Here is a 15193-nt window from a genome sequence, read left to right on the forward strand (position 1 = left end):
GCCGACCCCCAAAAGGGATCGGTCTTTGATCCAAAGGAATCCCAACGATCAGAAAAACTGACCGACGAGGTTATTTGGCATTTGACAAGTGCACGCTGTTGAGTTCTCAAGGATCGGACGCACCCACCAACCAGCCTCACAGCCAGCCCAGCAGGGCAACTTCACAATCTTATCCGCCTCGGCTTCCGTGTCAAACCGACGCGCCGGGACCTGCGAGGGTCCGATGGCGACGGCGGATGGCCCGCGCTCCGAGGGGAAGACTCCCATTCTAGACCCGGAGGTCCACCACCTCAATGAGGTGGTCTGAAGGGGAGGTGGTCCGCCGCTTGAGGGGGGTAAGGCTCTGGGCCTCTCCGCTTCCCTGTGGGGCGAACAACAAGAACATTACGCGACATCGGCGCCACGGGCGAATCGGGCTTGCGCCCCGGGCGTGTCGCGTCGGGGACCGACGGGAGCGGCTCCGCAGAAGTCCTGATCGCCCGCGCATTGCTCCCCGAAACCTCCGGATTCCTGCGGCGGTCACCCTCTGCAACGCCTCGTCGAGGTCACGAGGACGGCGCTAGCGTGGAGACATGAGCGACGAACGATGGGCATGGGGCGTCGGCCTCGCGACGACCGCCGAAGACGGCACGGTGCTGGACACGTGGTATCCCTCCCCCGAAGCCGGCCGGCTTCCGCTGGGCTTCGACCCCGCCATGCCCCCGGATGAGCTCGACCGTCTCGCCGTCCCCGACGCGCGCCGTGCGGTGACCGTCGACGTCGTGACCGTCGAGATCGACGCCGACAGTCCTCCCACCTCGACGTCGGACGCGTACCTGCGGCTGCATGCGCTGTCACACCGGCTCTTCGCGCCGAACGAGGTCAACCTGGACGGGATCTTCGCGCACCTCCCGACGGTGGCCTGGACCAACGCCGGCCCCATGCACCCCGACACGCTCACGCGCCTGCGGCCGTTCCTCGTGCGCGAGGGCATCCAGGTGCAGAGTCTGGACAAGTTCCCACGCCTGCTCGACTACGTCTCGCCCCCCGGCGTGCGGATCGCCGACGCCTCGCGCGTCCGGCTGGGTGCGCACCTCTCCCCCGGCACGACGGTGATGCACGAGGGCTTCGTGAACTTCAACGCCGGCACCCTCGGCCAGAGCATGGTGGAGGGCCGCATCTCGCAGGGCGTGGTCGTCGGCGACGGCAGCGACATCGGCGGCGGCGCCTCCATCATGGGGACGCTGTCGGGCGGCGGCACGCACAAGGTGTCCGTGGGTGCTCGCACGCTCCTCGGCGCGAACGCCGGTATCGGCATCTCGCTGGGCGACGACTGCGTCGTCGAGGCGGGGCTCTACGTCACCGCAGGATCCAAGGTCGTGCTCGTCGACCGGCCGCCCCTCCCCGACGGCACGCCGGTGTCCGTCAAGGGAGCGGAGCTGTCCGGACGCGACGGCATCCTGTTCCGGCGCAACTCCATCACGGGGGCGATCGAAGCCGTCAGCCGCACCGGCGTGGGAGTGACGCTGAACGAGGCGCTGCACGCCTGAGCCCTCGGTCGCCCGCCACGGGCAGGTGGTGCGCGGCGCTCACCCTCTCACGCGGACCGACAGGCAGGTCACGCAGCCCTCGAGCTTCTCGAACTCGGTGACGGGTGTCGTCACCACCTCGAGCCCACGGGAGCGCAGGAGCGCCGCCGTCTCGGGCGCGTCGGCCGACATGAGCACCGTTCGCTCGTCGAGGACGACGACGGCCGTGCCGTGCTCTTCGGGGATCGCCAGGAAGTCGGGGAACGCCGCCGGATCGTCCACGAGCGGCGCGTAGCCGACGACCGTGCCGTCGGGGAGGGCCGTGACAGCGCTCTTGAGATGCAGGACCTTCGTCACGGGAACCGAGACGACGGTCCAGCCGCGGGGCTCGAGCAGCGATCGCAGCTGTGCGATCCCCTCCGCGTTCGTGCGCGACGACTCACCGACGTAGACGGTCGTCCCGATCTTGAGGACATCACCGCCGTCGAGAGTCCCCGGCTCCTCGATCCGTGCGGACGGGAGGCCGGATGCCGCGATCGACGCGGCCACGGAGGGCGCCTCACCGCGGCGGGAGGGGGCGCCGGCGCGGCACAGCACGGCGAGCTCGCCGAAGACCACGACCGCGTCCTCGACGAAGACGCCGTCCGGTTGATCGTCGGCCGCCTCGACCTCGATCACGTCCCAGCCGCGCGCCCGGAACAGGTCGACGTACGACTCCCACTGCGATCGCGCGAGCGCCGGATCGACGGCGACGCGGTCGAGATGCGTCAGCTCGCCGTCGGCGAGCGACGGCGAGGGGCGGCGGACCAGGAGCCGAGGCATCCGCTCAGATCCCGGGGTAGTTCCGCTCCCCCGCGCCGATGTACAGCTGCTGCGGGCGGCCGATCTTCGTCTGCGGGTCGCTCGCCGCCTCACGCCACTGGGCGAGCCAGCCCGGGAGCCGTCCGATCGCGAACAGCACCGTGAACATGCGCGTCGGGAAGCCCATCGCCTTGTAGATCACGCCGGTGTAGAAATCGACGTTCGGGTACAGGCGGCGCTCGCGGAAGTAGTCGTCCTTCAGCGCGATCTCCTCGAGCTGCTTCGCGAGGTCGAGGAGAGGATCGCTCACGCCGAGCGCCTCCAGCACCTCGTCGGCGGACTCCTTGACGAGCTTCGCGCGCGGGTCGTAGTTCTTGTAGACCCGGTGACCGAAGCCCATGAGCTTGACGCCGTCCTCCTTGTTCTTCACGCGCTCGACGAAGCGCTGCACGCTCTCGCCGGAGTCGCGGATGCGCGCGAGCATGTCGAGGACGGCCTCGTTGGCGCCGCCGTGCAGCGGGCCGTACAGGGCGTTGATGCCCGCCGAGATCGACGAGAACTGGTTGGCACCCGTGGAGCCGACGAGCCGCACGGTCGAGGTGGACGCGTTCTGCTCGTGGTCCTCGTGCAGGATCAGCAGACGCTCCAGCGCCCGCGACATGACGGGGTTGACCTCGTAGAGCTCCGACAGCACGCCGAAGTTGAGCTTGAGGAAGTTGTCGACGAAGCCCAGCGAGTTGTCGGGATACAGGAACGCCTGGCCGATGCTCTTCTTGTGCGCATAGGCCGCGATGACCGGGAGCTTCGCGAGCATCCGGATCGTGTTGAGCTCGACGTGCTCGGGATTGTTCGGGTCGGACTCGTTCTCGTAGTACGTCGAGAGCGCCGACACCGCGGACGAGAGCACGGACATCGGGTGCGCGGTGTGGGGAAGCGCCGAGAAGAAGCGCTTGAGGTCCTCGTGGAGGAGCGTGTGGTGACGGATGCGGTCATCGAAGGCCGCGAGCTCGTCGGCGGTGGGCAGCTCGCCGTAGATCAGCAGCCAGGCCACCTCGAGATAGGTGCTGTTCTTCGCGAGCTGCTCGATCGGGTAGCCGCGGTACCGCAGGATCCCCTCGTCGCCGTCGATGTAGGTGATCGCCGACTTCGTGGCCGCCGTGTTGACGAATCCGTAGTCCAGTGCGGTGTGCCCGGTCTGCCGGGTGAACGTCGACAGGTCGATGCTGGGAGTGCCGTCGGTGCCGCGCAGCACCGGGAAATCGGCCGTCGTGTCGCCGATCGAGAGGGTGGCCTTCTCCTGCTGGGTGCCTGCGTCGCTCACGGCGCCTCCTCGCGATTCCTGGTCGTGCCGGGGGGTGTCGTCCGCCTCGCGGACGCACAGGACGCGTTCACTGAGGACGGCAGCGGGGACGGGGATTGCCGCGCCGCCGCGTGCTTACAGCCTAGTGGGCTCGTACGCCTACTGCGGACACGGCCAAAGGGACGCGGCATCCGATGGAGGATTCCTCACGAACCGGCGCGGAGCCGCGCGGCCGCCGCGGCGACCCGCTCGTCGGGCGCGGTGAGCGACAGGCGCACGTGCTGCGGGAAGTGCGTTCCGTAGAAGTGACCGGGACCCGCGAGGATGCCGATCGCGGCGAGGCGGTCGAGGCTCTCCCACGCATCGCGGCCCTCGGTGGCCCACAGGTACAGGCCCGCCTCGCTGCCGTCGATGCGGAAGCCGGCAGCCTCGAGCGCGGGCTTGAGGATCTCACGGCGATGCCGGTAGAGCTCCCGCTGCGCCGCGACGTGCCCGTCGTCGCCGAGCGCGGCGACCATCGCGGCCTGGACGGGTGCGGGGAGCATGAGTCCGAGGTGCTTGCGCGCGGTCAGGAGTCTCGCGACGATCGCCGGGTCCCCCGCGAGGAACGCGGCACGGTACCCCGCGAGGTTGGACTGCTTGCTGAGCGAGTAGACCGACAGCACGCCGTCGAGGTCGGCGCCCGTGACCCGCGCGTCGAGCGCGGACGGGATCGGCTCGGCGTCCCAGGGCGCCTCCCAGCCGAGCTCCGCGTAGCACTCGTCCGAGGCGAGGACCGCGCCGAGCTCACGCGCGCGGGACACCGCACCGCGCAGAGCGTCGACGCCGAGAACCCGGCCGTCGGGGTTGCCGGGCGAGTTGACCCACGCCAGCCGGGTCGCCTCGGGCCACTCGGCGGGGTCGTCGGAGGCGACCGACGTGGCGCCGACGAGTCGCGCGCCTACCTCGTAGGTCGGGTAGGCGGCGCGTGGATGCACCACGACGTCGCCCGGACCCAGTCCGAGCAGGAGCGGCAGCAGCGCGACGAGCTCCTTCGACCCGACGGTGGGCAGCACATGATCGGGGGTGAGGCCGGTCACGCCGCGCCGACGGGCGTACCAGTCGACGATGGCCGCGCGCAGCGCCGCGGTCCCCATCGTCTGCGGGTACGCATGCGCGTCGGTCGCGGTGCGCAGCGCCGCGGCGACGACCTCGGGGGTCTCGTCGACGGGAGAGCCGATCGAGAGGTCGACGATGCCGCCGGCGTGCGCGCGGGCGCGCGCCGCATAGGGTGCGACGGCGTCCCAGGGGTAGTCCGCGAGGTCCGCGACGCCCATCAGCGCCCTCTCCCGGTGACGAGGATCACGGAGCCTGGGGCGGGAGCGCGGCGATGATCGGGTGGTCCTTGTGGATCACGCCGACCTTGGCTGCACCGCCGGGCGAGCCCACATCGTCGAAGAACTCGACGTTGGCCTTGTAGTAGTCCTGCCACTCGTCGGGCAGGTCGTCCTCGTAGTAGATGGCCTCGACGGGGCAGACCGGCTCGCAGGCGCCGCAGTCCACGCACTCGTCGGGGTGGATGTACAGCGATCGCTCGCCCTCGTAGATGCAGTCGACCGGGCACTCGTCGATGCAGGCGCGGTCCTTGACGTCCACGCACGGCAGCGCGATGATGTACGTCACGACCGGATCAGCGCTCCCGCCCGCGAGACCGAGACCTGCTCGTCGCGGGGGACGACCTTGACGCGCTCGCGCGTGTGCACGTGGTTCTCGCCGAGGGCCCGCTCGTGCGCGTCCAGTGCCAGCCAGCCGTCCCACGTCGTGTAGGCCACGTCGCGCTCGTCGAGGAGCGCGAGGACGTCACCGTCGACGGCGGGTGCTGCCAGCACGCCGGCCGCGGCATCCGCCACCAGGTGGGCGATGGTCTCCATCGCGTCGGACTTGGTATGACCGATGAGCCCCACGGGGCCGCGCTTGATCCAGCCCGTCGCATACAGGCCGCGGACCACGCGAGCATCCGTGTCGCCGGTGATCGCGGCATTCACGACCCGTCCCTCGATGTTCGAGATCACGCCCGCGCGCTCGTCGAAGGGCGCGTCGACGACGGGGGTGCCGTAGTAGCCGACGGCGCGATAGACCTGCTGCACGGCGATCTCGCGGAACTCACCCGTGCCGCGGACCGAGCCGTCGCCCACGGGCTCGGTGCGCTCGAAGCGCACACCTTCGACGCGCCCGTCGCCGAGCACCTCGACGGGCGAGTGGTAGAAGTGCAGGTGCAGACGACGCGTGGCGCCGCTCGACTCGCGCGTGCGCCACCCGTTGAGAATGCGCAGCATGACCTTCAGCTGGTTGTTCGGGGCGGCCGCGGGATCGGCGTCCGCGAAGTCCTCGTCGTGAACGACGATGTCGACGTTCGGGACCTCCCCGAGCTCGCGCAGCTCGATGGGGGTGAACTTGATGTCGCCGGGACCTCGGCGGCCGAACACGTGCACGTCCGTGACGGCCGAGGACTCGAGACCGGCGAGCACGTTGTCGGGGATCTCGGTCGGGCGCAGGTCGACGGCGTGCTTCGCGAGCACGCGTGCGACGTCGAGCGCCACGTTCCCGTTGCCGATGACGGCGACCTCCGCCGCGTCCAGCGGCCACTCGGTGGGCACGTCGGGGTGGCCGTCGTACCAGGCGACGAAGTCGGCCGCACCGTACGATCCGGGCAGATCGATGCCCGGGATGTCGAGCGCCGCGTCGCGGATGGCCCCGGTCGCGAGGATCACGGCGTCGTAGCGCTCCTGCAGCTCGTCCAGGGCGATGTCGCGCCCGATCTCGACGTTGCCGATGAAGCGGATGGTGCCGGCGGAGAGCATCTCGTGCAGCGAGGTGACGATCCCCTTGATGCGCGGGTGGTCGGGGGCGACGCCGTAGCGGATGAGGCCGTAGGGCGCCGGAAGCGACTCGAACAGGTCGATCGCGACCGATCCGCCGGCCTCGGCGACGGAGTTCGCGAGGATGTTGCCGGCGTAGATGCCGGCGGGGCCGGCGCCGACGATCGCGACGCGCAGGCGGGAGAGGGTCGAAGAGCTCACGAGAGGTGGGCCTTTCCGGTCGGGCTCGTGGCGGGGGCCGCGAGGGGATCGAAGGTCGAGGTGTCGAGTGTGGCGAGCGCGGCCGGCGCGTACGGGCTGAGGCGCACGACGTCGCCGACGACGACGACGGCGGGGGAGCGGATGCCGCGCGCGGCCGCCTGCTCCGCGATCGAGGCGAGCGTTCCCACGGTCACCCGCTGGCGCGGGCCGAAGCCGTCCTCGACGACCGCCACGGGGCAGTCGGCGCCGCGCTCGCCCCGGGCCAGGATGAGGGCCGAGTGGGCGAGGGTGCCGACGCCCATCAGCAGCACGACCGTGTGGTCGCGTCCGCCGCCGAGGTCGCGGATCTGGTCGTGCCCGGTCGCGTCGGTGAAGGCGGTCGCGACCCCGCGGTGCGTGAGGGGGATGCCGGCGATCGCCGGGACGGAGATCGCGCTGGTGATGCCCGCGACCACCTCCACCTCGACGCCCGCGTCCTGGCACGCGGCGAGCTCCTCGCCGCCGCGGCCGAACACGTACGGGTCGCCGCCCTTGAGCCGCACCACGTTCCTGCCGTCGCGGCCGAGCTGCACGAGCAGTGCGTTGATCGCGTCCTGCGGCACGGCGTGATGCCCGGGCAGCTTGCCGACGTCGATGATCTCGGCGCCGAGCTCGACGCCCTCCGCGGCGAGGCCGTCGAGCACCGCGCGGGCGCCCAGCCGGTCGGCCACGATGACGTCCGCCCGCTCGAGCGCGCGCAGGCCCCGGACGGTGAGGAGCCCGGGGTCGCCGGGACCGGCCCCCACGAGCCACACCTTGCCGCCGCCCTTCTGAGCGTTCCCGAGGGTCATCGCGCACCGCCCGTCACGAGGAGCCCGCGGCGGCGCAGCATCCGCCGTTCCAACGGGCCGAAGAACACGAGCTCGATCAGCACGCCGATGACGAGGATCACGATGATGGTCGCGAGCACGCCGGCGAGGTCGGCGAGGTCGCGCGACTGGTCGAGCATCGAGCCGAGGCCGAACCCGATGGTGCCGCCGGTGGCGATGATCTCCGCTGCCATGAGCGAGCGCCACGCGAAGGCCCAGCCCTGCTTCAGCCCGGCGAAGTAGCCGGGGAGCGCGGCCGGCAGGACGACGACGGTCGCCAGCTGCCAACGCGAGGCTCCGAGCACGGTGCCCACGCGGCGCAGCTGCGGGGGCACCTGGTCGATACCCGAGATGAGTCCGTTCACGATCGAAGGGATGGCGCCCATGAGGATCACGAAGTACGCGGTGGCGTCCGACAGCCCGAACCAGATGATCGCCGCCGGCACCCACGCCACCGAGGGCAGCACCTGCAGGCCGGAGATGAGCGGGCCGACCGCACGGCGGATGAGACGGACCTCCGCCAGGAGCAGGCCGATCGGCGTGCCCACCACGATCGCGATGAGGAAGCCCAGAATGCCCCGCTCGAGGCTGGTGGTGACGGCCTCCTGCAGGCGGCCGGACTCCCACGCGTCGGCGAGGGCGCCCCACACGTCCGCCGGGCTGGGGATGATGTCGGGACGCGGCTGGGCGATGACGACGTAGAGCTGCCACACGACGAGCAGCAGCACGAGGAAGACGATCGGCGGGATCACGCTGGAGGCGAAGGCCTTCCAGCGGGAGGGGCGGGCAGCCACGTCGGACTGCAGGCGATCGAGCCCCGCCTCGAGGCTGCGGAGGTCGTCGGAGTGCGCCTCGGCGGCGCCTGCTCCCTGCCGGAGTGCTGTTTCAGGCGGCATTGCGGCGGATCTCCTTCCGCAGCTGGTCGGTGATCTCCACGGAGAGGGCGGCGACCTCGGGCGATTCGATACGGCGACCGTGGGTCTTGGCGATCGTCCACTCCTGCACCACCCGGCCCGGCCGGCTGCCCATGAGCACCACGCGCTGGCCGAGGCGCGCGGCCTCGCGGACGTTGTGGGTGACGAAGACGATGGTGCGGCCGGTCGCCCGCCACACGCGCTCGAGCTCCTCGTGGAGCAGGTCGCGCGTGATGGCGTCGAGCGCGGCGAACGGCTCGTCCATGAGCAGGACGGGACGGTCCTGCGCGAGTGCGCGAGCGAGTGCCACGCGCTGCCGCATGCCGCCCGAGAGCTCGTGCGGGCGCTTCTCGGCGGCATCCGTCAGGTTCACGGCATCCAGCAGCGACAGCGCCTTCTCGCGGCGCTCGCGGCGGGGGACGCCGCGGAGGCGCAGCGCCAGCTCGACGTTGCGGCGCGCGGTGAGCCAGGGCATGAGCGCCGACTCCTGGAACATGACCGCCGAGCCGGCTGCCGGCGTCGAGATGCGGCCCGACGTGGGACGGTCGAGGCCGGCGATGAGGTTGAGCAGCGTCGACTTGCCGCAGCCGGAGGCCCCGAGCAGGCACACGAACTCGCCCGGGGCGATGTCGAGTGCGACGTCGTCGAGCACGAGCGGCCCGTCGCCGAACCGCTTGGAGACCCCGTCGATGCGCACGGCGGGCTCCGGGGCGGGCGGCGGTGCGAGGACCGGCGCGACGCCGTCGAAGCTCGGCCCGAGGGGGATGCCGCGACCCGGCGCCGCGTCGCCCGAAGGCGACACGACACCGGACGCGCGGCGGGGAACTGATGTCACGGCGAGTCCTCACCCAGGCCGGCTGCCGAGACGGGCTCGGTTCCGGATGCCTCGAGCAGGCCGTTCAGGAGGCGCAGGTCGAACAGGCCGTCGATCGAGCCCTCCTTCTGTGTGCCGGCCTCGAGGCCGTTGGCGACGAGCGTCTCGAACGTGTCGGCGTGAGGGTCGGCCGAGAAGGTCACGTGCTCGAGCGCACGCTCGATCACGGCGTCGGAGAGCGGCTTGCCGGTCTCGGCCTCGATGGCCGCGTTGATCACGCCGGGCGCCTCGCCGGGGTTGTCGGCGATCCACTGCACGGCGGCGACGTGGCCCTCGAGCAGCTGCTCGACCACGTCGGGGTGCTCCTCGAGGAACTCCGCGCGCACGAGCAGCACCGTGGTCGGGAACTCGCCCTCTGGCCACAGCTCCGCCTCGTCGACCAGCACCTCGGCGCCCTCGTCGATCACGAGGCGGGACACCCACGGCTCCGGGAGCCACGCGCCGTCGAGGTCGCCCTGCTGGAAGAGCGTCAGGGTCTGCGCGTTCTCGGTCGGTGTGACCGAGACGTCGCCGCCGCCGGACACGTCGGTCTGGTATCCCTGGTCGGCGAGCCAGACGCGCAGCGCGACATCCTGCGTGTTGCCCAGCTGCGGCGAGGCGAGTGTCGTGCCCGCGAGGTCTTCGGGGCTGTCGATCCCGTCCGCCACGACGAGTGCCGCGCCTCCGGTCGCCGCGCCGGCCACGATGCGCGCCGACGCGCCACCCGACTGGATGAAGGTGTTGATCGACGGGTTGGGCCCGATGTAGGTCGCATCGATGGCGCCGGCGGTCAGCGCCTCGATCGCGCCCGGGCCGGCGTTGAAGACCGACGTGGTCACGTCGATGTCGCCCAGGGCGTCCTCGAACAGCCCCTCCTCGAGCCCGACGAGAGCGGGCGCGTGCGTGACGTTGGCGAAGTAGCCGAGCCGCAGCTCGGTGACCTCTTCGGCCTCGGGGGTGCTCCCGGCGGCGGAGGCGCAGCCGGCCATCATCGCTGCCACGAGTCCCAGGGTTGTGATCGCGGTCGCGGTGCGGATGTTGTTCACGGTGTCGCCTCCTTCAGGCCGGTGTTGCTTCGATGAGTGGGTGCGCGTCAGTCGCGCGCGATGCCGGCGGCGAGGGTGGCGCCGTCGGACGGATGGATGACGAGGAACGAACCGCCGTGGCGGCTCTGCTGGTAGGCCTCGATGGGCAGATCGGACGCGAGGCGCAGGCGCACCCGGCCGATGTCGTTGGTCTGCAGCGTCTGTGCGGGCCCGTGGGTGAGCGTGTCGAGGTCGTAGCGCGACTCGATCTGCGCGACGATCGCCTGCACCGTGGTCGTGCCGTGCTTCACCAGCACACGCACGCCGGGGGTGAGCGGCCGCGCGTCGAGCTGGAAGAGCTCGGCCTCGACCTCCCGGCGGGGGGCCGGGAGGGTGCCGGCGGCCACCACGAGGGCGCCGCGTGCGGCGTCGATGTCGCGGTCGAACTCGAGCGACACCGACAGGGGCGCGACGGCCTCATCGACGGGGGTACCCGCCGAGCGGATGCCGGTCACGGTCGCCGCGATGCCCGCGGGGAAGATCTCGACCCTGTCCCCGACGCGGACGGAGCCCGACGAGATGCGTCCGGCGACGGCGCGGTAGTCGCGCAGGCGCTCGACCTCGGCCGGGTCGGCGGCGACCTCGGGAGCCAGGCCGCCCTGCGGCCGCAGCACCAGCTGCACCGGCAGGCGAAGCGGCTCGAGCTCGCGGTCGGCCTCATCGGCGACGGGGAGCGTCTCCAGCAGCTCGAGCAGGGCGGGGCCGTTGTACCACGGGGTGCGCGCGGACCGGTCGACGATGTTGTCGCCCTCGAGCGCCGACACGGGCAGCACGTGGAGATCGAGGATGCCGAGCTCGGCCGCGACCGCCCGGGCCTGGTCGGCGACGGCGGTGAAGGCATCCGCCGAGAATCCGATCAGGTCGATCTTGTTCACCGCGACGATGACGTGCGGCACGCGCAGCAGCGCGACGACGGCGAGGTGACGCCGGGTCTGCTCGAGCACGCCCTTGCGCCCGTCGACGAGCACGACGACGGCGTCGGCGGTCGTCGCGCCCGTGACCATGTTGCGCGTGTACTGCACGTGCCCCGGGCAGTCCGCGAGCACGAACGAGCGCGTGCCGGTCGAGAAGTAGCGGTAGGCGACGTCGATCGTGATGCCCTGCTCGCGCTCGGCGCGCAGGCCGTCGGTCAGCAGCGCGAAGTCGACCTCGCCGTGGGCGAACCCGCGCTCGGCGGAGGTGCGCTGCACCTGCTCGAGCTGGTCGGCGAGGATCGCCTTGGAGTCGTGGAGGAGCCGGCCAACGAGGGTGGACTTCCCGTCGTCGACCGATCCCGCGGTGGCGAAGCGGAACAGGGTCCCGGTCGAGGTGAGCGTCGCGGTCATCAGAAGTACCCGTCCTTCTTGCGGTCTTCCATGGCCGCCTCGCTGAGGCGGTCGTCGGCGCGGGTCGCGCCGCGCTCGGTGAGGGTGGAGCGGGCCACCTCGGACACGATCGCGGCGAGGTCTGCGGCATCCGATTCCACCGCCCCGGTGCAGCTCATGTCGCCGACGGTGCGGTAGCGCACCGTGCGGAGCTCGACGGTCTCGTCCGCGCGCGGCGGCGAGAACTCGCCGACCGGGCGCCACATGCCGTCCCGGGCATAGACCTCGCGCTCGTGCGCGAAGTACAGCGGCGGGAGGGGGATGCCCTCACGCTCGATGTAGCGCCAGACGTCGAGCTCTGTCCAGTTCGAGATCGGGAACGCGCGCACGTGCTGACCCGGGGTGTGGCGGCCGTTGTACAGGCTCCAGAGCTCCGGGCGCTGGTTGCGCGGGTCCCACTGCCCGAACTCGTCCCGCAGCGAGATGATGCGCTCCTTGGCGCGCGCCTTGTCCTCGTCGCGTCGGGCGCCGCCGAAGACGGCGTCGTGGCGACCGGCGGCGATCGCGTCGAGGAGGGGGAGCGTCTGCAGCGGGTTGCGGGTGCCGTCCGCGCGCTCGGCCAGCCGACCGTCGTCGATGTAGTCCTGCACGCGCGCCACTTCGAGACGGATGCCGAGTCGCTCGACGGTCTCGTCGCGGAAGGCCAGCACCTCGGGGAAGTTGTGGCCGGTGTCCACGTGCAGCACCGGGAACGGCACCCTGCCCGGCGCGAAGGCCTTCGTGGCCAGGTGAAGCACGACGACGGAGTCCTTGCCGCCCGAGAACAGCAGCACCGGCCGCTCGAACTCGGCCACCACCTCGCGGATCACGTGGATGGCCTCGGCCTCGAGCAGGTCGAGCGTCGAGAGGGCGGCGGCGCGCGGAGTCGCGATCGTGTCGGTCATACGTGGAGCCCGCATTCGGTCTTCGAGGTCCCGGCCCAGCGGCCGGACCGGGGGTCTTCGCCGGCGGCGACCGGCTTCGTGCACGGCGCGCAGCCGATCGAGGGGTAGCCGAAGCCGACGAGCAGGTTCACCGGCGCCTTGTGCGCGGCGGCGTAGGAGAGCACGTCGTCGAAGCTCCACGCCGCCACGGGGTTGACCTTGACCAGCCCGTTGCGCTCGTCCCAGGTCACCAGCGGTGTGCCCGTGCGCGTCGGCGCCTCGTCGCGACGCACGCCCGTGAACCACACCTCGTACCCGTCGAGCGCCTCGTGGAGGGGCGCGACCTTTCGGCGCGCGCAGCACAGCGCGGGGTCTCGGTCGTGCAGCTTCGCGCCGAACTCCGCGTCCTGCTCGGCCACGGTCTGGTCGGGGGTGATGTCGACGATCCGCACGTCGAGCGCGCGCTGCACCTCGTCGCGCGTGGCGTACGTCTCGGTGAAGTGATACCCGGTGTCGAGGAACAGCACGTCCACGCCGGGAAGCTGCTCGGCCACGAGGTGCGGAAGAGCCGCATCCGCCATCGAGCAGGCGACCGCCGCCGCCGTCATCGAGAAGTTGCGGGCGACCCACGCCACCACCTCGGCGGCGGATGCCTCGTGGTCGGTGAGGCTGCCGAGTTCGCGGTTCCCCGCCTCGGCGAGGGCGGCGAGCTCCTCGCGGGTGCGTTTGACGGGCACGCGCGCCGGCGCCGAGACGGTCATTGCAGCGCCTCCTCGTCGGCCCGGTGCGCCCATTGCGCGAAGGTCTCGTCGGCAGCGGCATCCCGCTCCGCCAGGAACCTCTTGACCACGCGCTCGGTGTAGTCGGCGATGCCGTCGGCGGCGACCTTGAGGCCGCGGACGGTGCGCCCGAGTCCCGGATTTTCGCGGTCGGCGTTGGCGAGCCCGCCGCCGAGGTGCACCTGGTAGCCCGGCACCTGCTCGCCGTCGATCGTGACGAGCTGGCCCTTGAGGCCGATGTCGGCCGTCTGGATCCGTGCGCACGAGTTGGGGCAGCCGTTGACGTGCAGCGAGATCGGATGCGGCAGGTCGAACTGAGCGAGGCGCTCCTCCAGATCGAGCACGGCCGCCGTGGCATAGGCCTTTGTCTCGACGATCGCGAGCTTGCAGAACTCGATGCCGGTGCAGGCGATCGTGCCGCGGCGGATGAGGCTCGGGCGAGCCGACAGGCCGAGCTCGTCGAGGCCGGCGATGAGCGACTCGACGCGGTCCTCGTCGATGTCGAGGATCACGAGCTTCTGGTGAGGCGTCGTGCGCAGGCGCGTGGAGCCGTGCGCCTCGATGAGGTCGGCGAGCTTCGCGAGTGTCGGTCCGGAGACGCGGCCGACGATCGGGGTGACCCCGAGGTAGAAGCGGCCGTCCTTCTGGCGGTGCACGCCGACGTGGTCGCCCTGCGTGAGCGGCTTCGGCGCGGCGGGCCCGTCGGGGAGGGCGTAGCCGAGGTACTCGTCCTGCAGCACCTGGCGGAACTTCTCGGTGCCCCACTCCGCCAGCAGGAACTTCAGGCGGGCCTTGTTGCGCAGGCGGCGGTAGCCGTAGTCACGGAAGATCTGCGCGACGCCGTGCCAGGCATCCGCCACCTGCTCCGGCGCGACGAAGACGCCCAGGCGCTCCGCCAGGCGGGGAGCGGTGGAGAGTCCGCCGCCGACCCAGAGGTCGTAGCCGACTCCCCGCTCGGGGTGGTCCACGGCGACGAAGGCGACGTCGTTGATCTCGTGCACCACGTCCTGGCTCGGGTGCCCGGTGATCGCGGACTTGAACTTGCGGGGCAGATTGGCGAGGGATTCGTCTCCGATGAACCGCGACGTGATCTCGTCGATCTGCGGCGTCGGGTCGATGAGCTCGTCGGCGGCGATGCCGGCGACCGGCGAGCCGAGGACCACGCGCGGAACGTCGCCGCACGCCTCGGTCGTGCCGAGTCCGACCGCCTCGAGACGGCGCCAGATCTCGGGCATCGCCTCGACCTCGATCCAGTGCAGCTGGATGTTCTGGCGATCGGTGAGGTCGGCGGTGTCACGGCCGAACTCGGTGGAGATGCCGGCGATGACCCGCAGCTGCTCGGTCGTGAGCTGGCCGCCGTCGATGCGCACGCGCAGCATGAAGTAGCGGTCCTCGAGCTCGTGCGGCTCGAGCGTCGCGGTGCGGCCGCCGTCGATGCCGGGCTTGCGCTGCGTGTAGAGCCCCCACCACCGGAATCGCCCGTGCAGGTCGGTCGGATCGATCGAGTCGAACCCGCCGGCCGCGTAGACGTTCTCGATGCGCTCGCGCACGGCGAGGCCGCCGTCCTGCTGCTTCCACTCCTCGTTGCCGTTGAGCGGCGCGGTGCCGTCGATCTTCCACTGCCCGTTGGGCTTGGACGACGGCCGCGGGGGGCGTGCGGCCGCACGCGCATTGTGCGGCGCCGCTGGGCGCGGGTCGGTGTCGCTGATGGTCACGGTGGCCTCCGGGGTGTCCCCGGGCGTCCCCGGGGGCGGACTCTATCGAGCCCCTGCCGCGAGATTAGAAGCGGCGCGGGGCTCGGCCTATCCGAGCGTCAACG

14 protein-coding genes are annotated in these 15193 nt (G+C 71.3%); 1 reads left to right on the forward strand and 13 read right to left on the reverse strand.

Translation table 11 applies throughout. The features are described 5' to 3' along the window. Window positions 1-572: 572 nt before the first annotated feature. Window positions 573-1529: a 2,3,4,5-tetrahydropyridine-2,6-dicarboxylate N-succinyltransferase gene (dapD, locus tag ACE3O1_RS01415; protein ID WP_374311678.1), complete on the forward strand. Its 957-nt coding sequence runs from the start codon at window positions 573-575 to the stop codon at window positions 1527-1529. Between the two features lie 39 nt (window positions 1530-1568). On the opposite strand, the gene ddaH is transcribed toward dapD, so the two are convergent. The 13 genes from ddaH to ACE3O1_RS01480 form a co-directional block, all read right to left on the reverse strand. Continuing rightward, window positions 1569-2330, reverse strand: coding sequence for a dimethylargininase (gene ddaH, locus ACE3O1_RS01420; protein WP_374311680.1), 762 nt, complete (start codon window positions 2328-2330; stop codon window positions 1569-1571). Between the two features lie 4 nt (window positions 2331-2334). Next, window positions 2335-3630, reverse strand: coding sequence for a citrate synthase (locus tag ACE3O1_RS01425; protein WP_374311682.1), 1296 nt, complete (start codon window positions 3628-3630; stop codon window positions 2335-2337). 185 nt (window positions 3631-3815) lie between these two features. Continuing rightward, window positions 3816-4925, reverse strand: a complete 1110-nt coding sequence (gene dapC / locus ACE3O1_RS01430) for a succinyldiaminopimelate transaminase (RefSeq protein ID WP_374311684.1) — start codon at window positions 4923-4925, stop codon at window positions 3816-3818. 25 nt (window positions 4926-4950) lie between these two features. Beyond that, window positions 4951-5271, reverse strand: coding sequence for a ferredoxin (gene fdxA / locus ACE3O1_RS01435; RefSeq protein WP_374311686.1), 321 nt, complete (start codon window positions 5269-5271; stop codon window positions 4951-4953). After that, window positions 5268-6668, reverse strand: a complete 1401-nt coding sequence (locus ACE3O1_RS01440; protein WP_374311688.1) for an FAD-dependent oxidoreductase — start codon at window positions 6666-6668, stop codon at window positions 5268-5270. Before ACE3O1_RS01440 ends, fdxA begins: the two co-directional genes overlap by 4 nt. Further along, window positions 6665-7498 carry a uroporphyrinogen-III C-methyltransferase gene (gene cobA, locus ACE3O1_RS01445; protein ID WP_374311690.1) on the reverse strand — a complete coding sequence of 278 codons (834 nt, stop codon included), beginning with the start codon at window positions 7496-7498 and terminating at the stop codon, window positions 6665-6667. The genes ACE3O1_RS01440 and cobA overlap by 4 nt, the downstream gene beginning before the upstream one ends. Then, complete coding sequence (locus tag ACE3O1_RS01450; protein WP_374311692.1) at window positions 7495-8412, reverse strand: ABC transporter permease; 918 nt, start codon at window positions 8410-8412, stop codon at window positions 7495-7497. Before ACE3O1_RS01450 ends, cobA begins: the two co-directional genes overlap by 4 nt. Beyond that, a complete protein-coding gene (locus ACE3O1_RS01455) occupies window positions 8402-9127 on the reverse strand; it encodes an ABC transporter ATP-binding protein (protein ID WP_374311798.1) in 726 nt (241 codons plus the stop codon). Before ACE3O1_RS01455 ends, ACE3O1_RS01450 begins: the two co-directional genes overlap by 11 nt. A gap of 134 nt (window positions 9128-9261) precedes the next feature. Further along, complete coding sequence (locus tag ACE3O1_RS01460; RefSeq protein ID WP_374311694.1) at window positions 9262-10329, reverse strand: ABC transporter substrate-binding protein; 1068 nt, start codon at window positions 10327-10329, stop codon at window positions 9262-9264. 47 nt (window positions 10330-10376) lie between these two features. Next, the gene (locus tag ACE3O1_RS01465) at window positions 10377-11693 is read right to left on the reverse strand and encodes a sulfate adenylyltransferase subunit 1 (protein WP_374311696.1); all 1317 of its coding nucleotides are present in this window, start codon (window positions 11691-11693) and stop codon (window positions 10377-10379) included. Further along, complete coding sequence (gene cysD, locus ACE3O1_RS01470; protein WP_374311698.1) at window positions 11693-12616, reverse strand: sulfate adenylyltransferase subunit CysD; 924 nt, start codon at window positions 12614-12616, stop codon at window positions 11693-11695. Before cysD ends, ACE3O1_RS01465 begins: the two co-directional genes overlap by 1 nt. Further along, entirely contained in the window at window positions 12613-13356 is a 744-nt protein-coding gene (locus ACE3O1_RS01475) for a phosphoadenylyl-sulfate reductase (protein ID WP_374311700.1), read from the reverse strand. Before ACE3O1_RS01475 ends, cysD begins: the two co-directional genes overlap by 4 nt. After that, window positions 13353-15089, reverse strand: coding sequence for a nitrite/sulfite reductase (locus ACE3O1_RS01480; protein ID WP_374311702.1), 1737 nt, complete (start codon window positions 15087-15089; stop codon window positions 13353-13355). The genes ACE3O1_RS01475 and ACE3O1_RS01480 overlap by 4 nt, the downstream gene beginning before the upstream one ends. Between the last annotated feature and the right edge of the window lie 104 nt (window positions 15090-15193).

Source organism: Microbacterium sp. (assembly GCF_041909575.1).
Classification (GTDB): Bacteria; Actinomycetota; Actinomycetes; order Actinomycetales; family Microbacteriaceae; genus Microbacterium.